A 20,467-nucleotide genomic window follows, 5' to 3' on the forward strand; every position below is an offset into this window, starting at 1 on the left:
ACCTTGTCCTGCTCGTGACGCGGCGAGTAGCGTCGGGCTCCCGGCGACGTCGCCGGGCTCGGCCTCGAGGTGCGGCATGAAGCGACAGGTCATGCGAGCCGACATCACGGCCGCGGTCGTCGGCCTCGGGCTGGCGGCCACGATGCTGGTCGGCACGGCGGTCCCGGCCGTCGGAGGGCCATCGGGCGCCTCGGCCGCAGGGGCGACGGTGCGCGAGCTCGACCGTGACCTCGACCCGCCGGCGATGCCACCGATCGGGTGGACGCCGTGCGGTCTGGGCTCGAGCGACTGCGCCACCGTCCGCGTACCGCTCGACCACGACCGTCCCGACGGCCCGACGATCGACCTCGCGCTGCGCAGGGTCCCGGCCACCTCACCGGCGACCAGGATCGGCACGCTCTTCGTCAACCCGGGCGGTCCCGGCGACTCGGGCGTCGACTACGTCCCAGGGTTCGCCTTCGCCATCCCGGCCGCCGTCCGTGAGCGGTTCGACATCGTCGGCTTCGACCCCCGGGGGATCGCCGGGAGCACCCCGGTGCGGTGCTTCGGCGGCGCCCCGGACGTGCCCTGGGGCGACCCCCTGGCGCCGTACCCCGAGACGGGTGCCGAGGAGGACCGGTTCATCGCGGAGGACCGGAGGGTGGTGCACGCCTGCCGGGAGAACGCCGGCCCGATCCTGCGGCACATGTCGACGGCGGACGTCGCCCGGGACCTGGACCTCCTGCGTCAGGCGGTGGGCGACGAGCAGCTGACCTACGTGGGCTACTCGTACGGCTCGTTCCTCGGCCAGACGTACGCCAACCTGTTCCCCGACCGGGTTCGGGCTCTGGTGATCGACGGTGTCATCGATCCCCGCGCGTGGGTGGGTGAGGGCATCGAGCGCTGGACCGTGCCGGTCGAGACGCGTCTGCGCGGGGCCGAGTCCGCCCAGCAGACCCTCGAGGAGTTCTTCCGCCTCTGCGACGAGGCCGGGCAGGGTTGCCCTTTCGCACCCGGCGCGTCGTACCGCTTCGAGCGGCTCGCACAGCGGTTGCGCTCGGGGCCGATCGAGCTGTTCGACGGATCCGGGACCAGGACCGTGACCCTCAACAACCTGATCCTCCAGGTCTTCGGCGCGCTGCACTCACCGGCCTTCTGGCCGTTCCTGGCCGGCACGCTCGCGGAGGTGGAAGCCGCCGCATCCCTGCCTCCGGTCCCGTCCGGCGCGGCGTCACCGCACGCGCAGCACGAGCCGGACCAGCCCGGCCGCCTCGCGGACGACCTCGTCAACGACTTCGACGTGCGAGCGGCCGTCCTGTGCGCTGACTCCGAGAACCCCCGCAGCTACCGCCGGTACCGCGAGGCCGCGGACGCCGCCGAGGCCGGCAGCTACTTCGGCCGCCTCTGGAACTGGAGGACGAGCGAGTGCGCGATCTGGCCCGCGGAGGCCCGACTTGACCGGTACGCGGGCCCCTGGGACGCCTGGACCGCCAACCCGGTGCTGATCGTGGGCAACAGGTTCGACCCGGCGACCGGCTACCACGGTGCCGTGGCCGCCTCGCAGCTGCTGCCGAACTCCAGCCTGGTCACCTATGCCGGCTGGGGCCACGGGGGCTTCCTCGCGGCGGACGACGACTGCGTCGACGAGGCGGTCGCGACCTATCTGCTGACTTCGGCCACGCCGGCGGGAGACCTGACCTGCGAGCCGGTGGGGTCGCCGTTCGACCCGGTGGAGGCGGGCCCGGCGCAGACGCCCGTGCCCGTGCTGCCGGCCATCCTCCCTCCGGAGGCGCGGCAGGCGCTGGACAGGTCCGGCCCGGCCGCACGCCCGGCGCCGTCTCGGTGACGCCCGTCCCCGGGCCGCCTGGCGCGGCGCGGCAGCGGTGCCCGGCGCTACTACCCTGTCCCCATGACGGATGACCTGCGCCTGTTCACGTCCGAGTCGGTGACGGAGGGCCACCCCGACAAGATCTGCGACCAGATCTCCGACGCGATCCTGGACGCGATCCTCGAGCAGGACCCGGCGGCGCGCGTCGCGGTCGAGACCATGGTCACCACGGGACTGGTGCACGTCGCCGGCGAGGTCACCACGAGCGCATACGTCGAGATCCCGCAGGTCGTCCGCGAGGTCGTCCGGGGCATCGGGTACACGTCGTCCGCCATCGGGTTCGACGGCGACTCGTGCGGCGTGTCGGTGTCCATCGGCGCCCAGTCGCCGGACATCGCCCAGGGCGTGGACAAGGCGTGGGAGCTGCGCCAGGACGACGAGGACCTCGACCCGCTGGACGCCCAGGGCGCCGGGGACCAGGGGCTGATGTTCGGCTACGCCAGCGACGAGACGCCGTCCCTGCTGCCGCTGCCGATCTGGCTGGCGCACCGGCTCTCCGAGCGGCTCGCCCAGGTCCGCAAGGAGGGCATCGTCACGGGCCTGCGCCCGGACGGGAAGACGCAGGTGACGATCGGCTACGACGGCGACAAGCCGATCCGCGTCGACACCGTCGTGCTGTCCACCCAGCACGACCCGGGCATGCACCTGGGGACCGAGCTCGAGCCGGCGATCGCCGAGCACGTCGTGGCCCCCGTGCTGGCCGCTGCGGGCATCGACACCGCCGGCCACCGGCTGCTGGTGAACCCGACGGGCGTGTTCGTGATCGGTGGACCGCAGGGCGACGCGGGCCTGACCGGCCGCAAGATCATCGTCGACACCTACGGCGGCATGGCGCGCCACGGCGGCGGCGCCTTCTCGGGCAAGGACCCGTCGAAGGTCGACCGGTCGGCCGCGTACGCGATGCGGTGGGTGGCCAAGAACGTGGTGGCCGCCGGCTACGCGCGCCGCTGCGAGGTCCAGGTCGCCTACGCCATCGGCAAGGCGCACCCGGTGGGTCTGTACGTCGAGACGTTCGGCACCGGCACCGTCCCCGACAGCGCGCTGACCGCGGCCATCCGGGAGGTCTTCGACTTGCGTCCGGCCGCGCTCATCCGCGACCTCAACCTGCTGCGGCCGATCTACCGCAGGACCGCCGCCTACGGGCACTTCGGCCGCGAGCTGCCGCACTTCACGTGGGAGCGCACGGACCGCGTGGAGGACCTGCGGTCGGTCCTGGGCTGAGCCCGTCCACCGCGACTCCCGTCCGGCCGGCCCGGACGTGGGTGGCCGGTGATGGGGTGGCGCGGTGTCCGAGCAGGTGCTGTCCGAGCAGGTGCTGTCCGAGCAGGTGGTGTCCGAGCATGGGGTGACCGGGGTGGCGGCGGAGGACGGCGTGCCGCAGGGGGAGCAGCTCGCGCTCGCCGGCCTGCCCGCACCGCGCCGCCGCCGACCGCGCACCGCCGGTCCCGTGGTGGCCGCCGCCACGCGTGCGGTGGCCCGGGTGCACGTCGACGTCGTCCCGGCGCACCTGGACCGGACCTTCGAGTACGTCGTCCCGCAGTCCATGGACGACGACGCGCGCCCCGGGTGCCGGGTCAAGGTCCGGTTCGCCGGGCGGGAGGTCGACGGGTACCTGCTGGAGCGCACCGACGAGCCGGAGCACGACGGTGAGCTGGCGCCGCTGCGGCGGGTGGTGTCCCCGGTGGCCGTCCTGGCGCCGGAGGTGCTGCGGCTCGCGCGTGCCGTCGCCGACCGGTACGCCGGGACGCTCGGGGACGTGCTGCGCCTCGCCGTCCCGCCGCGGCACGCCCGGGTCGAGGCGGAGATGATCGCGGTGGGGGCGGCGGGGCAGGAGCCCGCGGGGCGCGCCCGGCCGGGCGGCCCCGGCGGGCCCGCCGGACCCGACCCGGTGCCCGACCCCGTGCCCACCGGGCGCGACCACGTGCCCACCGGGCGCGACCCCGCGCCCGGTCCGAGCGCGTGGGCCGCCCTGCGCGGTGGGCGCGCGTTCCTCGACCACCTCGCCGCCGGACGCAGCCCCCGCGCGGTCTGGACGGCGCTGCCGGGACCGCCCGGGCAGGACTGGCCGGCCGCCGTCGCGGAGGCCGTCGCCGCCACCACGCGCAGCGGCCGCGGGTCCGTCGTCGTGGTGCCCGACGCCCGGGACCTGGACCGCCTGGCGGCCGCTCTGACGGCCGGCGGCGTCCCCCCGTGGGCACCCGGCGCTGACGGCGGCTTCGTCCGGCTCGAGGCCGACGCCGGACCGGCCCCCCGGTACCGCGCCTTCCTCGCCGCGCTGACCGGGTCGGCGCAGGTCGTCGTCGGGACGCGGGCGGCGGCCTGGGCACCGGTGGCGGACCTGGGGCTGGTGGTGTGCTGGGACGACGCCGACGACCTGCACTCCGAGCCCCGGTCGCCGTACCCGCACGTGCGCGAGGTCCTGGTCGCCCGGGCCGAGCAGGCGGGCTGCGCCGCGCTGCTCGGCGGCCACACCCGCACCACCGAGGCGCAGCAGCTCGTCGACCTCACCTGGGCGCGGCCCCTGCAGCCGGAGCGGTCCGTCGTCCGCGAGCGCACCGCGCGGGTGCGGGCGCTGACCTCCGTCGAGCTCGCCCGGGAGGGCGCGGCCGCCGCGGCGAGGCTGCCGGCGCCGGCGTGGCGGACCGCCCGGGACGCCCTGGCGTCCGGGCCCGTGCTGGTGCAGGTCCCGCGCGCCGGGTACCTGCCCGTGGTGGCGTGCGCCCGGTGCCGCGCGGTCGCGCGCTGCCGGGCGTGCTCGGGACCGCTCGCGCTGGGCGCCGCCGACGCCGTCCCGCAGTGCACGTGGTGCGGCACGCTGGCCGGCGCCTGGCGGTGCACCGAGTGCGGGAGCACGGCCCTGCGCTCGGTCCGGGTGGGGTCGGACCGGACCGCGGAGGAGCTCGGGCGCGCGTTCCCCGGCGTCCCGGTCCGGGTGTCCGGCGCCGGGTCGGCGACCGGGGTGCTCGCCCGGGTCGAGTCGCGGCCGGCGCTCGTGGTCGCCACCCCCGGCGCGGAGCCCGTCGCCGAGGGCGGGTACGCCGCCGCGCTGCTGCTGGACGCCGCGGTGTCGACCGCCCGGGCGTCGCTGCGGGTGGGGGAGGAGGCGCTGCACCGGTGGATGACGGCGGCGGCGCTGGTCCGCCCGGCCTCCGCCGGGGGCACCGTCGTGCTGGTCGGGGACGCCGCGCCCGCTCCCACCCAGGCGCTGGTCCGGTGGGACCCGGTCGGGTTCGCCGAGCGCGAGCTCGCCGAGCGCCGGTCCCTCGACCTGCCGCCCGCCGTCCGGGTCGCGGCGGTCACCGGGACGCGCGACGCGGTCACGGCGTTCCTCGCCCGGGTGCGGGTGCCGGCGGGTGGGACGGTGCTCGGGCCGGTGGCGGTGGACGCGCCCGAGACGGCGGGGGCGCCCGGCTCGCTCGACAGCCCGGTCCGCGCCCTGGTGCGGGTGCCGCTCGCCGCGGGCGGAGAGCTCGCGGCCACGCTCGCGGCGTCCGCGTCCGTGCGCAGCGCGCGCCGGGAGGGCGGGACCGTGCGCGTCCAGGTGGACCCGAAGGAGATGCTCTGACGCCTGCGGACAGGTCGCGGCCCCGTCGACCGGCGGCGGGCGCGCCGGGGAGCCGCACCTAGGATCGAGGTCATGCGTCTGCTGTTCGCCGGCACCCCCGCCGTGGCCGTGCCCGCCCTGGAGGCGCTGCTCGCGTCCCGCCACGAGGTCGTCGCCGTGCTGACCCGTCCGGACGCCCGCGCCGGTCGTGGCCGCACCATGGCGGCCAGCCCGGTCAAGGAGCGCGCGCTCGCCGAGGGGCTGGAGGTCCTCACCCCTCGCAGCCCCCGCGACGCCGACTTCCAGCACCGGCTGGCCGAGCTCGCCGTCGACTGCGCGCCGGTCGTCGCCTACGGCGCGCTGCTGCCGCCGGCCGTGCTCGACGTCCCGGTCCACGGCTGGGTCAACCTGCACTTCTCCGTGCTGCCCGCCTGGCGCGGTGCCGCGCCGGTGCAGCACGCCGTCATCGCCGGGGACGAGGTCACCGGCGCGAGCACGTTCCGGATCGAGGCCGGGCTGGACACCGGGCCGGTGTTCGGGACTCTGACCGAGACGATCCGTCCCCGGGACACCGCCGGCGACCTCCTGGGCCGGCTCGCCACCGCCGGCGCCGGCCTGCTCGTCGCCACGCTCGACGCGATAGCCGACGGCGTCGCCCAGCCGGTCCCGCAGCCCCCGGACGGCGTGAGCCTGGCCCCCCGGCTCGAGGTCGACGACGCCCGGGTGCTGTGGTCCCACCCCGCCCTCGCCGTGGACCGTCGCATCCGGGGCTGCACCCCGGCACCGGGTGCGTGGACGACCGCGCCGGACGGGTCGCGCCTCAAGCTGGGACCGGTCACCCCCGAGCCGTCCGTCACGGACCTCGCGCCGGGGGCGCTGCGCGTGCTCAAGGACGACGTGCTGGTCGGGACGGCGAGCCACGCCGTCCGCCTGGGGGACGTCGCACCCGCCGGACGACGCCCCATGCCGGCGGCCGCGTGGGCGCGCGGCGCCCGCCTGGACGCCGGCACGGTCCTGGGAGCCGCGGCGTGACCCCGCGCGAGCCCGGCGGCCGCCCCGCCGGCGCCGGTCGCGACGGCCCGGACGGAGGCGGACCGGACCGAGGCGGAGCGAACCGGGGCGGACCGGGCCGGGGAGGACCGGACCGGGGAGGCTCCGGCCGACACGGTGGCCGCGGCCCGGCACCCGACCGCCGGAGCCCGGCCGCGGACCGCCGGGACGCCGCGGGCCGCGAGCGCGGCGCCGCCCGCCTGACCGGGCAGGGGAACCGCACCGCCTCCGCGCCGTCCGCGCGCCGCCGCGACGCCGACTCCGCCCGCGGTGCCGCGTTCGACGTCCTGCGCGAGGTCGACGGGTCCGACGCGTACGCCAACCTGGTCCTGCCGCCGCTGCTGCGCGAGCGGGACATCCGCGGCCGGGACGCCGGGTTCGCCACCGAGCTCGCGTACGGCGCGCTGCGGCTGCGAGGTCGCTACGACGCGATCATCGAGCTGTGCGCCGGCGGCCGGACGCTGGACCGCATCGACCCGCCGGTCCTGGACCTGCTGCGGCTCGGCGCCCACCAGCTGCTCGGCATGCGGGTGCCGCCGCACGCCGCCGTCTCGGAGACCGTCGGGCTGGCGCGGGCCCGCACCGGGGCCGGCAGCGCCCAGTTCGTCAACGCCGTCCTGCGTGCGGTCAGCGCGCAGGACCTGGACACCTGGCTGAGCCGGATCGCGACGGCCGCCGACCCCGCCGGGACCGACGCCGTCGCGCGCCTCGCCGTGACCGAGAGCCACCCGCTGTGGGTCACCCGCGCCCTGCGGGAGGCGCTGGTCGCCCACGGGCGGGACGCGGGGGAGATCGGGGACCTGCTCGCCGCGGACAACGCCGCCCCGGCCGTCACCCTGGTCGCCCGACCGGGTCTGTCGGACGTCGACGAGGTCCGCGAGCAGGCCCGCGAGGACACCTCGCCCGGCCGGTGGTCGCCGTACGCGGTGACGATGTCCGGCGGCGACCCCGGTGCCCTGCGGACGGTCCGGGACGGCCGCGCGGGGGTCCAGGACGAGGGCAGCCAGCTCGTCGCGCTCGCGCTCGCCGCCGCCGCGCTCGACGGCGGCGCGGACGAGCGGTGGCTGGACCTGTGCGCCGGCCCGGGCGGCAAGGCCGCGCTGCTCGGCGCCCTGGCCGCCACGAGGGGCGCGCGCCTGGTCGCGAACGAGGTGCAGCCGCACCGCGCGCGACTGGTCGAGCGGGCCCTGGCGGCGGTGCCCGCCCGCGCGGTGGAGGCGGTGCGGGTCGGCGACGGCCGGACCGTCGGCGAGGAGGAGCCCGGCGCCTACGACCGGGTCCTGCTCGACGCCCCGTGCACCGGGCTCGGCGCGCTGCGTCGTCGTCCGGAGGCACGCTGGCGCCGCACCCCGGCCGACCTGGCGCACCTGGGGGAGCTGCAGCGGTCGCTGCTCGCGTCCGCACTGGACGCCGTCCGCCCCGGCGGCGTCGTCGCCTACGCGACGTGCTCGCCGCACCTGGTCGAGACCCAGCTCGTCGTCAAGGACGTGCTGCGCCGTCGCGACGACGTCGAGGTCCTCGACACGCGCGTGGCGATGCGGGACGTCGCCGGACCGGACCTGCCGCTCACCGAGCGCACCGACGTCCAGCTGTGGCCGCACGTGCACGGCACCGACGCGATGTTCCTGGCGCTGCTGCGCCGGCGGGCGTGAGCGCAGCGGTTCGCTAGGGTCGCCCGGGTGGGCGCCCTCATCAACCCGAGCATCCTGTCCGCCGACTTCGCCAACCTCGAGCGGGACCTCGCCGCGATCCGGGGGGCGGACTACGCGCACGTCGACGTCATGGACAACCACTTCGTGCCGAACCTCACCCTCGGCCTGCCGGTGGTCGAGCGGCTCGTGCAGGTGTCCCCGGTGCCGGTCGACGCCCACCTCATGATCGAGGACCCGGACCGCTGGGCGCCGGCCTTCGCCGAGGCGGGCGCCGCGTCGGTCACCTTCCACGCCGAGGCGGCCTCCGCTCCGGTCCGGCTCGCCCGCGAGCTGCGGCGGCACGGCGCCCGCGCCGGCCTGGCGCTGCGGCCCGCGACCCCGGTCGAGCCGTTCCTGGACCTGCTCGGCGAGATCGACATGCTCCTGGTCATGACGGTGGAGCCGGGGTTCGGCGGCCAGTCGTTCATCGAGGGCACGCTGCCCAAGATCCGCCGCGCCCGCGCCGCGATCGACGCGTCCGGACTGGACGTGTGGGTGCAGGTCGACGGCGGGGTGTCCCGGTCGACGATCGAGCGCATCGCCGACGCCGGCGCCACCGTCTTCGTCGCCGGGTCGGCGGTCTACGGCGCCGACGACGTCGCCGCGGAGATCGACGTGCTCCGCTCCATGGCCGACGGCGCCCACCGGCACTGACGAGCGGACGCCCTGCGCCCCTGTGGCATGATCGGGGCCGAACACACACGTGCTCCGGGGTCGGTGAAAATCCGAGCCGGCGGTCATAGTCCGCGACCCGCGCGCCGCGTCCCTCACCGGACGCACGCCGGTTGACCTGGTGGAACTCCAGGACCGACGGTCAAAGTCCGGATGGGAGGAAGTACGTGGCGGTGCGTCCGGCCTGCGCCGGGCGGTCCGCGGTGACCAGCGGCGTCCGCGCCGCCGTGCCACCTCGTCCACCCCGGAGCCGCCAGACGGACCGGAGGTGACCAGCGTGCAGACGACCCAGAGCCGTGGACCCGTGGTGCTCGGCACGACCGGCGCACCCCCGCCACGCGCCACCGCGGCTCCCACCGCCACCGTGAGCGCCGCCGCCAACGCCACCGTGAGCGCCACCACCACCGCCACCGCCCGCGAGCGTGCCGCCATGGCGCGCGCCCTGGAGCTCGCCCGGCGCGGCCCCGCGCACGGCCCGAACCCGCGCGTCGGCTGCGTCCTGCTGGGCACCGGCCCCGCCGCCGGGGGCGACCGGGCCGACCTCACCGACGTCACCACGCTCGCCGAGGGCTGGCACGCCGGCGTCGGCACCCCGCACGCGGAGGTCGCCGCCCTGCAGGCCGCGCGCGCCGCGGGGGTCGACGTCCGCGGCGCCACCGCTGTGGTCACCCTCGAGCCCTGCAACCACACCGGCCGCACCGGCCCGTGCGCCCAGGCGCTGCTGGACGCGGGGGTGTCCCGCGTCGTCGTCGCCGTCCAGGACCCCAACCCCGTCGCGGCCGGCGGGGCGCAGCACCTGCGGGCGCACGGGGTCGACGTCGTGACCGGCGTGGAGGAGGACGCGGGCCGCGAGCTGCTGCGCCGGTGGCTGCCCGCGGCGTCGCGCGGGCGGCCGTTCGTCACGCTGAAGATCGCCACCACGCTGGACGGCCGGGTCGCCGCCGCCGACGGCAGCAGCCGCTGGATCACCTCCCCGGTGGCCCGCCGGCACGCGCACAACCTGCGCGCCGAGTCCGACGCGATCGTGGTCGGCACCGGCACCGTCGCGGCGGACGACCCCTCGCTCACCGCCCGCACCGCCGACGGCGAGCTGGCCCAGCACCAGCCGCTGCGCGTCGTCGTCGGGCACCGACCGGTCCAGCCGGGCGCCCGGCTGCACGGACCGGGCGGCGACCTCGTCCACCTCGCCACGCACGACCCAGCCGAGGTCCTCGCCGCGCTGGAGGCGCGCGAGGTCCGCCACGTCCTGCTCGAGGGCGGCCCGACCCTCGCGGCGGCGTTCCTGCGCGCCGGGCTCGTCGACGAGGTGTACGCCTACGTCGCGCCGGTGCTGCTCGGCGGCGGCCGGACGGCGATCGGGGACCTGGGGATCACCGGCATCGCCGACGCCGTCCGGCTGGTCCCGCGCGAGCCCGTCCCGCTGGGACCGGACGTGCTCGTCGTCGCCGCCGTGCAGGAGCGCGCGGCGGCAGGCGCCGACTCCGACCAGACCGGCGCGGGCACCGCACCGGGACCGCAGAGGGAGCACTGATGTTCACAGGGATCGTCGAGGAGGTCGGCACGGTCGTGTCGGTCGCCCCGGGCAGCACCGAGGGCACCGCGACGGAGGCCGACGTCCGGCTGACCGTGCGCGGCCCCCTGGTCACCTCGGACGCCGCGCTGGGCGACTCCATCTCGGTGTCGGGCGTGTGCCTGACGGTCGCGGACCTGCCCGGGAACGGCACGTTCACCGCCGACGTCATGCCGGAGTCGCTGCGCCGCACGGCGCTCGGCTCCCTGGTCCCCGGCGCCCCGGTCAACCTCGAGCGGGCTGTGCGGGCCGACGCGCGCCTCGGCGGGCACGTCGTCCAGGGGCACGTGGACGGGGTCGGGACGATCGTCAGCCGCACGCCGGGGCCGCGCTGGGACGACGTCGTCGTCCGGCTCCCGGTCGACCTGGCCGGGTACGTCGCGGAGAAGGGGTCCATCGCGGTCAGCGGCGTGTCCCTGACGGTCACCCACGTCGGCCCGGACACGTTCGGCGTCAGCCTCATCCCGACCACGCTGGCCGCGACGACGCTCGGGGACCTCGCGCCGGGGTCCGCCGTCAACCTCGAGGTCGACGTGATCGCCAAGTACGTCGAGCGGCTGCTGGCCACCGGCCACGGGGCGGCCGGGACGAGCGGGACGAGCGGCGCGACCGGGACGACCGAGGCCCTGCGATGAGCGCCACCAGCGAGACCCTCGACGTCGACGCCGTCCCGCCGCGGCTGGGCACGGTCGAGGAGGCCCTGGCCGAGCTGCGCGCCGGGCGTCCCGTCCTGGTCGCGGACTCCCCGGACCGGGAGAACGAGGCCGACATCATCCTCGCCGCGCAGTCCGCGACGCCGGAGTGGCTGGGCTGGACGATCCGGCACTCGTCGGGGTACCTGTGCGCGCCGATGACCGGGGCCCGGGCCGACGCGCTGGAGCTGCCCCTCATGGTCCCGATGAGCCAGGACCCGCGCCGCACCGCCTACACGGTGACGGTCGACGCGGCGCACGGCGTCACGACCGGCATCTCGGCCGCCGACCGGGCGCGGACCCTGCGCGTGCTGGCCGACCCGGCGTCCGGCGCCGGGGACCTCATCCGTCCGGGGCACGTGCTGCCGCTGCGGGCCGTGCCGGGCGGCGTGCTGCACCGCGCCGGGCACACCGAGGCCGCCGTCGACCTGTGCCGCCTGGCCGGGCTCGAGCCCGTCGGCGCCATCGCCGAGCTCGTGAACGACGACGGGACCATGACCCGCCTGCCGCAGGCTGCGGCGCTCGCCGCGAGCGACGGCCTGGTGCTGCTGACCATCGCGGACCTCATCGCGTGGCGCCGCGAGCACGACGCCGAGCCGGTCCACGACGGGTCGAGCGGGCCGTCGGGGTCGACCGGGACCGCGTCCGCGGACGCCGCCGCCCCCGACGTCCCGCGCGTCCACTGCAGCGGCGTCGCGGCGCTGCCGACCAGGCACGGCTCGTTCCGGGTGCACGGCTACCGGGACCTGCGCACCGGCGCCGACCACGTCGCGCTGGTGTCGGTGCACGCCCTCGGCGACGACCCGGTCGTGCGCGTCCACTCCGAGTGCCTGACCGGGGACGCGTTCGGCTCGCTGCGCTGCGACTGCGGCCCGCAGCTGGAGGCGGCGATGGAGCGCACCGCGGAGGAGGGCGGCGTCGTGGTGTACCTGCGCGGCCACGAGGGCCGCGGGATCGGCCTGCTGGCCAAGATCGGCGCCTACGCGCTGCAGGACGCCGGCCGGGACACCGTCCAGGCCAACATCGACCTCGGCTGGCCCGCCGACCGCCGCGAGTACGGCGCGGCGGCGGCGATCCTCGCCGACCTCGGGATCGCACGGCTGCGGCTGCTCACCAACAACCCCGCCAAGGTCGCCGGCCTGCGCGCGCACGGCCTGGAAGTCGACATGCTGCCGCTGGAGGTGGGCCGCACCCCGCAGAACCTCGCGTACCTGCGGACCAAGGCCGTCGCCATGGGCCACCTCCTGGCGCTGCCGGACGACGACGACGGCGACGCGGCGACGGCGATCGACCACGCGCCCACCGGCACCACCCCACTCGCCACCACCACCTCGACCCCCAGGGAGACATCCGCATGAGCGGCGCCGGAGCACCCAGCCTCACCCTCGACGGGAGCGGCCTGCGGGTCGTGGTCGTCGCCGCCAGCTGGCACACGACCGTCATGGACGGCCTCCTGGACGGCGCCCGGCGCGCCCTGGGGAAGGCCGGGGTCACCGAGGTCCGCGAGGTGCGCGTCCCCGGCTCCTTCGAGCTGCCGGTCGCCGCCGCGAAGGCCGCGGCGTCCGGGGTGGACGCCGTCGTCGCGCTGGGCGTGGTCATCCGCGGCGGGACGCCGCACTTCGAGTACGTCTGCCAGGCCGCCACCCAGGGGCTGTCGTCGGTCGCCCTGACCACCGGCGTCCCGGTCGGGTTCGGGCTCCTGACCTGCGACGACGAGGCTCAGGCGCTGGACCGGGCGGGGCTGCCGGGGTCGTCGGAGGACAAGGGCGCCGAGGCCGCCGAGGCGGCGGTCGCCACGGTGCTCGCGCTGCGCGACCTGTGACCGTCCCGGGCGCCCGTGCCCGGACGTGCCCCGCGGCCCGTCTAGGCTCAGGGTCGTGAAGACGTTCGACGCCCTGTTCTCCGAGCTGTCCGAGAAGGCCGTGACCCGACCCGCCGGCTCCGGGACGGTGGCCGAGCTCGACGCCGGCGTGCACGCCATCGGCAAGAAGATCGTCGAGGAGGCCGCCGAGGTCTGGATGGCCGCGGAGCACGAGGGCACCGAGCGGACCGCCGAGGAGATCTCCCAGCTGCTCTACCACCTGCAGGTGCTCATGGTCGCCCGCGGGCTGTCCCTCGAGGACGTCTACCGCCACCTCTGAGCCACCAGCCCACCCGCCTGACCACCGCACCGAGGACCGAAGTGCTGCGAATCGCCGTCCCGAACAAGGGCTCCCTGTCCGAGCCCGCCTCCCAGATGCTCCGCGAGGCGGGCTACCGCCAGCGCCGCGACACCCGCGAGCTCGTCCTGGCCGACCCCGCGAACGACGCCGAGTTCTTCTTCCTGCGACCGCGCGACATCGCCGTGTACGTGGGGGAGGGGACGGTCGACGCCGGGATCACCGGGCGCGACCTGCTGCTGGACTCCGGCTCCACCGCGACCGAGCACCTGCCGCTGGGCTTCGCCGGGTCCACGTTCCGCTACGCCGCGCCGCAGGGGACCCTGACCGACGTGTCCCAGGTCGCCGGGCAGCGGGTGGCGACGTCCTACCCCGTGCTCGTCGCGGACCACCTCGCGTCCCACGGCGTGCAGCCCGCCGGGATCGTCCGGCTCGACGGGGCGGTGGAGACCGCGATCCGCCTCGGCGTCGCGGACGTCATCGCCGACGTCGTGGAGACCGGCAGCACCCTGCGGGCCGCGGGCCTGGAGGTCTTCGGCGAGCCGATCCTGCGCTCCGAGGCCGTCCTGGTCCGCCGCGCCGGGGCCGAGGCGCCCGCCGGGCTCGACGTCCTGACCCGCCGCCTGCAGGGCGTGCTGACCGCCCAGCAGTACGTGCTCATGGACTACGACGTCCCGGTCGAGCACGTCGAGCGCGCCGTGGCGATCACCCCGGGCCTGGAGTCGCCGACCGTGTCCCCGCTGCACAACAGCGAGTGGGCGGCCGTGCGCGCCATGGTGAGGCGCAGCGAGACGAACCGCGTCATGGACGACCTGTACGAGGTCGGCGCCCGGGCGATCCTGGTGACGACCATCCACGCGTGCCGGATCTGATGCCCGCACCCGACCGGGCGCGCCTGTACGCGCCGTTCCGGCCGCGGGCGGCCCGGGTCGTCAGCCTCGTGCTCGCCGTCGCGGTGGCGGTCGGCACCGCCGCCCTGCTCATCGCGCTGCGGGACTTCTTCAACCCGTTCGACATGGTGGGCGTGGGGCTGTTCGGCGGCGGGATCGCCTGGTTCTGCTGGCGGGAGGCCAGCGTGCGCGCCGACGTCGACGAGCAGGGCATCGTGGTGCGCAACCTCATGCTGACGCGGCGCCTGGCCTGGGCGCAGGTCGTGTCGGTGCGGTTCGGGTCCGGCCGGCCGTGGGTGCAGCTCGACCTCGCCGACGGCGACGTGCTGGCGGTGATGGGCGTGCAGCAGGCCGACGGCGCGCACGCCCGGGCCGAGGCGGGCCGGCTCGCCGCGCTGGTCGCGATCCACACCCGCACGCCGCGCGACGACTGAGCGCACCAGCCGGTGCCGCGCCGGCCGGCCCACGCCGGCCCGCCGCGGTCAGCCCAGCAGCCGGACGGCGTGCACCCCGGCCACCGCGGCGGCCAGGAACGACCCCGGGTCCTCGGCCAGGCCGCGTCCCATGGTCGAGAGCCGGACCGGGGACGACGCGAGCGCCGCGAGCAGGTCCGGCCCGGCCTCCACCTCGACCAGCCGGTGCCGTCCCATCGGCGCGACCAGCGCCAGCGCCTGACCGTGCACGCGCGCCCCGAGCGGTGCCAGGGAGCCGGCCTCCAGCGGGGGGACGCCGTCGGCGTCCGGCAGCCCGTCCATCGGACCGGGCGGGAACACCGGCACGACGACGTCCGCGGGGGCCAGCGCCACCCGGCCGAGCGCGGTCATCGAGTGGTGCGACACCCCCTGGTGCCGGGGCCGGGGGTCGGCGCCGGAGACCCGCAGGGACCCGACCGGCCGGCCGCCGAGGGTGGCCACGGCGTTCACCGCGTCACCCGCCGCCACCCCGGAGAACCCCCACCGCGTCCCCGTGCCCAGGTTGCCCGGGCCCTGGGCCACCACGACCAGGTCGGCGCCCACCACGTGCCGCGCCGCGAGCAGCGCCGTGTGCACCGTCACGGCCTCCAGGTCGCCGCCGAAGGCCTGCCCGGCCGTCACGCACGCCTCGAGCCACCCGGCGTCGCGCAGGCCGGCGACCGTCCGGGAGAACCACGCCGGCAGGGCACCCCCGTCGGTCATCACGTACACCACGCGCGGCGCGGGCCGGCCCGCGAGCGCCGCGGCGTGCCGCGCTCCGGCGAGCACCGCCGGGAGCGCGGAGTGCAGGTCCGCCACGACGACCGGCAGGCCGGCCAGGTCGTCGGCGTCGCGCAGGACGTCGTGGTGCGGGGACTCCTGCTCGTCGACACCCAGCACCAGCGCCTGCAGCGGGGTGTACCGGGCCTTGACCAGGTGCCCCGGCCCGGCGAGCGGGTCGGGCGGCAGCGTCCCCGCGGGGCTGACGACCAGCGCGTAGCCGCCGGTGCCCAGCCCGCGCGCCAGCGCGGAGACGTTGAGCAGCACCCGGTCGCCGACGGCCGGGTCGCCGACCAGACCCGGGTAGGCCAGCGCGCGCACCTCGCCGGTGCCCTCCCCGGGCCCGTCGGCGTCCAGCCGGACCCGCAGCTCGCGGGCCCCGCGCCACGTCGCCCCGCGCGACACCACCGTCCCCGCACGCCACGTGATCACCCGGTCACGCTACCGGCGGCTAGCCTGGAGCCCGATGCCTGAACAGACCCACCCCGCCGAGCGCCTGCTCAACCTCGTCATCGCCCTCGTCAACACGGCGAACCGGATGACCAAGGAGCAGATCCGCTCCAGCGTCGCCGGGTACGCCGACGCCACCAGCGACGACGCCTTCGAGCGCATGTTCGAGCGGGACAAGGACTCCCTGCGCGAGCTGGGCATCCCGGTGCTCACGGTGGCCGGCAGCGGGCACAGCGACGACGTCGGCTACCGCATCGACCAGGAGGCGTACGCGCTGCGCCCGGTCGACCTCACGGCGGCCGAGCTGGGCGTGCTGTCGCTGGCCGTGCAGTTCTGGCAGGACAAGGCGCTGCGGACCGACGCCGCCCGCGCGCTGACGAAGCTGCGGGCCGTCGGCTCCGCGCCTGCCGGCACCGACCTCGTCGCGGGGCTGGCGCCGCGCGTGCGGCCGGCCGGGGACGCGTTCGGCCCGCTGCTGGACGCCATCGGCGCCCGGCAGGCGGTCACCTTCACCTACCGCGCGGCCAACACCGGCGAGGTCCGCGACCGGACCCTGGAGCCGTGGCGGCTGCTCGCCCGGGGCGGCGGCTGGTACGTCGTCGGCCGGGACACCGACCGCGGCGCCCCCCGCTCGTTCCGGCTCAGCCGCATCCAGGGCCGGGTCCGCACGACCGGCGCGGCGGGCGCCTACGACATCCCGGCCGACGTCGACGCCGCCGCGGTGGTGGGGGACCGGCACACCGAGCCGACCCGCCTGGCGGTCCTGGCGCTGCGCCCCGAGCGCGCGAGCGCGCTGCGCGCCCGTGGCGTGGCCGCCGACCCCACGGACGACCCCGACGTCGCCGACCCACGGTCTGCGGCGGCGCTCGCCGACCGGGACGTCGTGCGGGTGCCGTTCGGGTCCGCGTCCGAGCTCGCCGACGAGCTCGCCGGCTACGCCGACGCCGTCGTCGTCCTGGGTCCGGACGACCTGCGCGCCCAGGTGCTGCAGCGGCTGCGCGCGGCCGCGGCGCTGGACCGGGCCCCGGGCGAGGCACCACCGGGCACCCCGCCCGGCGCCGGCGCGGCGGCCACCGTGGACGCGAGCGAGTCGGAGGACGACCGTGGCTGAGAAGGCGACCGACCGGCTGCTGCGGCTGCTGGGCATGGTGACGTACCTCGACCGCCACCAGGGCGTGACGGTCGAGCAGGTGGCCGCGCAGTTCGGGGTGAGCACCCAGCAAGTGCTCGCCTACGTGGACACGCTCTGGGTGACCGGCACGCCCGGCTACTGGCCGCACGACCTCATCGACTTCGACGCCGCGTCCTACGACCAGGGCGTCGTCCGGCTGGTGGAGTCGCGGGGGATGACCCGCCCCTTGCGGCTCGGGACCCGGGAGGCCGTCGCCCTCATCGCGGCGCTGCGCGCCATGCGCGAGGCCGTCGCGCCCGGGCTGGACCGTGCCCGCGCCGCCGTCCTGAGCTCCGCGCTGGACAAGCTCACCGCCGCGACGGGGGAGGGGGCGGCCGCCGTGGACGTCCGGCTCGCCGTCGACGGCGCCCCGGAGGTCGTCGCGGCGCTCAGCGACGCCCTGGCGTCCCAGCGACGCCTGCGGATCCGGTACGTCACCGCCGCCGACGTGACCAGCGAGCGCGAGGTCGACCCGATCCGGCTGGTCACCGAGGACGACCACTCGTACCTGCTCGCGTGGTGCCACCGGGCCCGCGACGAGCGGCTGTTCCGCGTGGACCGCGTCCTGGCCGCCGAGGTGCTCGACGTGCCCGCCACCGAGCACCCCGTCGCCGGGCACACCCAGACCTTCACCCCCTCGCCCCAGGACGAGCTCGTCACGCTCGAGCTCGCCAGCCCCGGGCGCTGGATCGCCGAGCAGGTCCCGGTGGAGAGCGTGGAGGACCTGCCCGACGGCGGGTTCCGCATCGCCCTGCGGGTGGCCGAGCCCGCATGGCTGCGTCACCTCCTGCTGCAGGTGGCCGCGCAGGTCCGCGCCGTCGAGCCGGCCGTCGTGGCGACCGATGCGGCCGACGCCGCCCGGGCCGCGCTGGCCGCGTACGGCCCGCTCGCGGACTGACCGGCCGGGGCGCTCGCCGCCGCTACCCTGTGCCGGTGCTCTGGTTCATCGTGTGGACGGTCCTCGTGCTCGCCACCCTCGCGGGTGCCTTCTGGCTCGGCCGGGACCTGTGGCGCAAGAGCAGGGCGCTGCTCGCCGAGCTGGAGCGGGCGGGGCGGGTGGTCGGCGAGCTGGGCGATCGGGCCGAGGCGCTGACCGCGGCCGCCGAGGCGCAGCCGCTGCACCACGACCTGCTCGGCGACCCGGACGTGCACCGCGCCCGGCTCGCGGCGCTGCAGGCCGCCCGCGCCGCCCGGCGCGCGCAGCGGCAGCTGCGTCACGCCACGACGTTCGCCGGGTGGCGCGCGTACACGCGTTGACGCTCCCTTCACGGAGGCTGCGCAGGGTTAGCATGACAACGCATCCGCCCACCGAAGGAGCACCATGCCCAACCTCAGGCCGATCGAGATCCTGCTCATCGTTCTGGTCGTCCTCCTGCTCTTCGGGGCGCGGCGTCTGCCCGAGCTGGCCCGGAGCGTCGGGAAGTCCCTGAAGATCTTCAAGAGCGAGGTCAAGGACCTGCGCGAGGACGACCGTCCCGCGCCGGGCACGCCGGTCACCCCGGCCGCCCTGCCCGACGCCGAGCGCCTCGGGACCACCCCGCCGCACGGGGACCCGGCCCTGAACGTCCTGCCCACCGACGTCCCCGACCGTAAGCAGGTCTGAGCCGCCGGTGAGATCCCGCTCGAGCCGTCGCCAGGGCCCCGGCGACGGTCGGATGCCCTTGCGCGAGCACCTGCTGGAGCTGCGCAAGCGGGTGGGCCGCGCCGCGATCGGCCTCGTGCTGGGCGCTGTCGCGGGGTGGCTGCTGTACCCGACCGTCTTCGAGATCCTCCAGGCACCCGTCGTGCGGCTGCAGGAGGACCGCGGCCTGCTCATCGGGCTCAACTTCGGCGGCGTGCTGGCCGGCTTCGACATGCAGATCAAGGTGTCGCTCTTCGTCGGCGTGCTGGTCTCCAGCCCCTGGTGGGTCTACCAGCTGTGGGCGTTCATCACCCCGGGTCTGACGCGCCGCGAGCGCCTGGTCACGGTCGGCTTCCTGGCCGCTGCCGTCCCGCTCTTCCTCACCGGGGCGTTCCTCGCGTGGTTCCTGCTGCCGCAGGCGGTCGGCGTGCTCACCGGGTTCACGCCCCAGGACGCGTTCAACCTCATCAGCGCGCAGGAGTACCTGTCCTTCGTCATGCGCATGGTGCTCGCGTTCGGGGCCGGGTTCCTGCTGCCGGTGATCATGGTGGCGCTGACGATGGTCGGGCTCGTCGAGGGCCGCAGCTGGCTGCACGGGTGGCGCGTCGCGGTCATGCTCTCGTTCGTCTTCGGCGCCGTCGCGACCCCCACCGGCGACGCCGTCTCCATGCTGGTGCTGGCGATCCCGATCACCATCCTGTACTTCGCCGCGGTCGCCATCGGGCTCGTGCTGGACCGCCGCCGCGCCCGCCGGCTGGCCGCGGAGGACGAGGAGGACGGCGGCGGGGTGATCGCCGAGCAGCGGGCGTGAGCCGCCTGGGTGTCCTGCTCAACCCCGTGGCGGGCGGCGGCCGAGGACGCCGCGCCGGCGAGGCGACCGTGCAGCTGCTGCGCCGCCGCGGGCACCGGGTGTCCCTCGTCGAGGTCCCGCGGCCGGCAGGGCACGGGCTCGCCGGCGCCACCGGACCGGCGGGCGCCGGCGGGCCCGCCGACGCGGCCGACCTGCACGGCCTCGACGGGCTGGTGGTCGTCGGCGGGGACGGCACCGTGCACGCGGGGCTGCAGCTGACCGCCGGGACCGGGCTGCCGCTGGGCGTCGTCCCGGCCGGGTCCGGCAACGACGTCGCCCGCTGCCTCGGGGTGCCCCGGGGGGCCGCGCGCGGTGACGTGGCGGCCGCCGTCCGGGTCCTGGAGGACGCCCTGACCGCCGGGCCGCGCACGGTGGACGCCGTCACCGTCGCGCCGGTGGCGGCGGACCTCACGGCTCCGCCGGCGCGTGCCTGGTTCGTGGGCGTGCTCTCGTGCGGGTTCGACGCCGCGGTCAACGCCCGCGCCAACGCCATGACCTGGCCGCGCGGGTCCGGGCGGTACGTCCGGGCCGTCGCCGCCGAGCTGGGCGGGTTCCGGCCCTACGGGTACCGCCTGGTGCTCGACGACGCCGTCTGGCAGTCCGCGGGCACGCTCGTCGCGGTCGCCAACACGCCGCGCTTCGGGGGCGGCATCGCGATCGCGCCGGACGCGTCGGTGGACGACGGGCTGCTCGACGTCGTCGTCGCCCGACCGGTCACGCGTCCCGGGGTGGCCGCCCTCCTGCCCGGTGCCTACCGCGGCCGGCACGTCCGGCACCCGGCGGTCCAGGTGCTGCGCACCCGCGGCGTGCTGATCGAGCCGGACCCCACCCTGGGCCGCACCCCGCCGGTCGCCTTCGCCGACGGCGAGCCGATCGGCCCGCTGCCGCTGCGCGTCGACGTCCGCCCCGGGGCGCTGGCCGTCCTCGCCTGAGCCAGCGCGGGCGAGCCGGGCGAGCCGGGCGAGCGCACGCGACCGAGCGAGTCCGCGAGAGCGAGCCCGGACGAGC

Annotated in this window: 20 protein-coding genes and 1 riboswitch; of the genes, 19 read left to right on the top strand and 1 reads right to left on the bottom strand. The window is 76.9% G+C overall.

Annotated features, from left to right (window positions below; all coding sequences use genetic code 11):
* Positions 1-76: 76 nt before the first annotated feature.
* The 13 genes from CAE01nite_RS05845 (at position 77) to CAE01nite_RS05905 (ending at position 14,569) form a co-directional block, all read left to right on the top strand.
* Positions 77-1,825: an alpha/beta hydrolase gene (locus CAE01nite_RS05845; protein WP_146901365.1), complete on the top strand. Its 1,749-nt coding sequence runs from the start codon at positions 77-79 to the stop codon at positions 1,823-1,825.
* 63 nt (positions 1,826-1,888) lie between these two features.
* The gene (gene metK, locus CAE01nite_RS05850; RefSeq protein WP_146901367.1) at positions 1,889-3,088 is read left to right on the top strand and encodes a methionine adenosyltransferase; all 1,200 of its coding nucleotides are present in this window, start codon (positions 1,889-1,891) and stop codon (positions 3,086-3,088) included.
* A 133-nt stretch (positions 3,089-3,221) separates the two neighbouring features.
* The gene (locus CAE01nite_RS05855; RefSeq protein WP_146901456.1) at positions 3,222-5,432 is read left to right on the top strand and encodes a primosomal protein N'; all 2,211 of its coding nucleotides are present in this window, start codon (positions 3,222-3,224) and stop codon (positions 5,430-5,432) included.
* A gap of 72 nt (positions 5,433-5,504) precedes the next feature.
* The gene (locus CAE01nite_RS05860; protein ID WP_146901373.1) at positions 5,505-6,443 is read left to right on the top strand and encodes a methionyl-tRNA formyltransferase; all 939 of its coding nucleotides are present in this window, start codon (positions 5,505-5,507) and stop codon (positions 6,441-6,443) included.
* Positions 6,440-8,113, top strand: a complete 1,674-nt coding sequence (locus tag CAE01nite_RS05865) for an RsmB/NOP family class I SAM-dependent RNA methyltransferase (protein ID WP_146901377.1) — start codon at positions 6,440-6,442, stop codon at positions 8,111-8,113. Before CAE01nite_RS05860 ends, CAE01nite_RS05865 begins: the two co-directional genes overlap by 4 nt.
* Before the next feature lie 27 nt (positions 8,114-8,140).
* A complete protein-coding gene (rpe, locus tag CAE01nite_RS05870) occupies positions 8,141-8,806 on the top strand; it encodes a ribulose-phosphate 3-epimerase (protein WP_146901381.1) in 666 nt (221 codons plus the stop codon).
* Positions 8,807-8,851: 45 nt separating this feature from the next.
* A riboswitch (FMN riboswitch) is annotated at positions 8,852-8,995 on the top strand.
* A gap of 259 nt (positions 8,996-9,254) precedes the next feature.
* Positions 9,255-10,355 carry a bifunctional diaminohydroxyphosphoribosylaminopyrimidine deaminase/5-amino-6-(5-phosphoribosylamino)uracil reductase RibD gene (gene ribD, locus CAE01nite_RS05875; protein ID WP_146901459.1) on the top strand — a complete coding sequence of 367 codons (1,101 nt, stop codon included), beginning with the start codon at positions 9,255-9,257 and terminating at the stop codon, positions 10,353-10,355.
* Positions 10,355-11,029 (top strand): riboflavin synthase, encoded by a 675-nt coding sequence (locus tag CAE01nite_RS05880; protein WP_146901384.1) that lies wholly within the window; start codon positions 10,355-10,357, stop codon positions 11,027-11,029. Before ribD ends, CAE01nite_RS05880 begins: the two co-directional genes overlap by 1 nt.
* The gene (ribA, locus tag CAE01nite_RS05885) at positions 11,026-12,444 is read left to right on the top strand and encodes a GTP cyclohydrolase II (RefSeq protein WP_146901387.1); all 1,419 of its coding nucleotides are present in this window, start codon (positions 11,026-11,028) and stop codon (positions 12,442-12,444) included. The genes CAE01nite_RS05880 and ribA overlap by 4 nt, the downstream gene beginning before the upstream one ends.
* Positions 12,441-12,908 carry a 6,7-dimethyl-8-ribityllumazine synthase gene (gene ribH / locus CAE01nite_RS05890; RefSeq protein WP_146901392.1) on the top strand — a complete coding sequence of 156 codons (468 nt, stop codon included), beginning with the start codon at positions 12,441-12,443 and terminating at the stop codon, positions 12,906-12,908. Before ribA ends, ribH begins: the two co-directional genes overlap by 4 nt.
* Positions 12,909-12,963: 55 nt before the next feature.
* A complete protein-coding gene (locus CAE01nite_RS05895; protein WP_146901395.1) occupies positions 12,964-13,227 on the top strand; it encodes a phosphoribosyl-ATP diphosphatase in 264 nt (87 codons plus the stop codon).
* 41 nt (positions 13,228-13,268) lie between these two features.
* A complete protein-coding gene (gene hisG / locus CAE01nite_RS05900) occupies positions 13,269-14,117 on the top strand; it encodes an ATP phosphoribosyltransferase (RefSeq protein ID WP_146901398.1) in 849 nt (282 codons plus the stop codon).
* Positions 14,105-14,569 (top strand): PH domain-containing protein, encoded by a 465-nt coding sequence (locus CAE01nite_RS05905; protein WP_246131029.1) that lies wholly within the window; start codon positions 14,105-14,107, stop codon positions 14,567-14,569. Before hisG ends, CAE01nite_RS05905 begins: the two co-directional genes overlap by 13 nt.
* 48 nt (positions 14,570-14,617) lie before the next feature.
* Here the strand turns inward: CAE01nite_RS05905 and CAE01nite_RS05910 are convergent, their stop codons facing one another.
* Positions 14,618-15,799 carry a DUF3866 family protein gene (locus CAE01nite_RS05910; protein WP_146901401.1) on the bottom strand — a complete coding sequence of 394 codons (1,182 nt, stop codon included), beginning with the start codon at positions 15,797-15,799 and terminating at the stop codon, positions 14,618-14,620.
* A 34-nt stretch (positions 15,800-15,833) separates the two neighbouring features.
* Between CAE01nite_RS05910 and CAE01nite_RS05915 the strand changes: the two genes are divergently transcribed.
* From CAE01nite_RS05915 to CAE01nite_RS05940, 6 genes are all read left to right on the top strand, one after another.
* Positions 15,834-16,928 carry a helix-turn-helix transcriptional regulator gene (locus tag CAE01nite_RS05915; RefSeq protein ID WP_146901404.1) on the top strand — a complete coding sequence of 365 codons (1,095 nt, stop codon included), beginning with the start codon at positions 15,834-15,836 and terminating at the stop codon, positions 16,926-16,928.
* On the top strand, positions 16,921-17,886 hold the full coding sequence (locus CAE01nite_RS05920) for a helix-turn-helix transcriptional regulator (protein WP_146901407.1): 966 nt from the start codon (positions 16,921-16,923) through the stop codon (positions 17,884-17,886). The genes CAE01nite_RS05915 and CAE01nite_RS05920 overlap by 8 nt, the downstream gene beginning before the upstream one ends.
* A gap of 35 nt (positions 17,887-17,921) precedes the next feature.
* Positions 17,922-18,245 carry a hypothetical protein gene (locus CAE01nite_RS05925; protein ID WP_146901410.1) on the top strand — a complete coding sequence of 108 codons (324 nt, stop codon included), beginning with the start codon at positions 17,922-17,924 and terminating at the stop codon, positions 18,243-18,245.
* A gap of 64 nt (positions 18,246-18,309) precedes the next feature.
* Entirely contained in the window at positions 18,310-18,591 is a 282-nt protein-coding gene (gene tatA / locus CAE01nite_RS05930) for a Sec-independent protein translocase subunit TatA (RefSeq protein ID WP_146901412.1), read from the top strand.
* 52 nt (positions 18,592-18,643) lie between these two features.
* Positions 18,644-19,420, top strand: a complete 777-nt coding sequence (tatC, locus tag CAE01nite_RS05935; protein WP_146901415.1) for a twin-arginine translocase subunit TatC — start codon at positions 18,644-18,646, stop codon at positions 19,418-19,420.
* Positions 19,417-20,391: a diacylglycerol/lipid kinase family protein gene (locus CAE01nite_RS05940; RefSeq protein WP_146901418.1), complete on the top strand. Its 975-nt coding sequence runs from the start codon at positions 19,417-19,419 to the stop codon at positions 20,389-20,391. Before tatC ends, CAE01nite_RS05940 begins: the two co-directional genes overlap by 4 nt.
* The last annotated feature ends 76 nt before the right edge of the window (positions 20,392-20,467 follow it).

The sequence above is a fragment of the Cellulomonas aerilata genome (genome assembly GCF_007991755.1).
In the GTDB taxonomy this organism is placed as follows: domain Bacteria; phylum Actinomycetota; class Actinomycetes; order Actinomycetales; family Cellulomonadaceae; genus Pengzhenrongella; species Pengzhenrongella aerilata.

Coding starts and splice junctions, on each gene's coding strand:
- ribD (WP_146901459.1), top strand. CDS start 9,255: ATGGCGCGCGCCCTGGAGCTCGCCCGGCGCGGCCCCGCGCACGGCCCG.
- ribH (WP_146901392.1), top strand. CDS start 12,441: ATGAGCGGCGCCGGAGCACCCAGCCTCACCCTCGACGGGAGCGGCCTG.
- tatC (WP_146901415.1), top strand. CDS start 18,644: ATGCCCTTGCGCGAGCACCTGCTGGAGCTGCGCAAGCGGGTGGGCCGC.
- CAE01nite_RS05880 (WP_146901384.1), top strand. CDS start 10,355: ATGTTCACAGGGATCGTCGAGGAGGTCGGCACGGTCGTGTCGGTCGCC.
- CAE01nite_RS05860 (WP_146901373.1), top strand. CDS start 5,505: ATGCGTCTGCTGTTCGCCGGCACCCCCGCCGTGGCCGTGCCCGCCCTG.
- CAE01nite_RS05845 (WP_146901365.1), top strand. CDS start 77: ATGAAGCGACAGGTCATGCGAGCCGACATCACGGCCGCGGTCGTCGGC.
- tatA (WP_146901412.1), top strand. CDS start 18,310: ATGCCCAACCTCAGGCCGATCGAGATCCTGCTCATCGTTCTGGTCGTC.
- metK (WP_146901367.1), top strand. CDS start 1,889: ATGACGGATGACCTGCGCCTGTTCACGTCCGAGTCGGTGACGGAGGGC.
- ribA (WP_146901387.1), top strand. CDS start 11,026: ATGAGCGCCACCAGCGAGACCCTCGACGTCGACGCCGTCCCGCCGCGG.
- CAE01nite_RS05915 (WP_146901404.1), top strand. CDS start 15,834: ATGCCTGAACAGACCCACCCCGCCGAGCGCCTGCTCAACCTCGTCATC.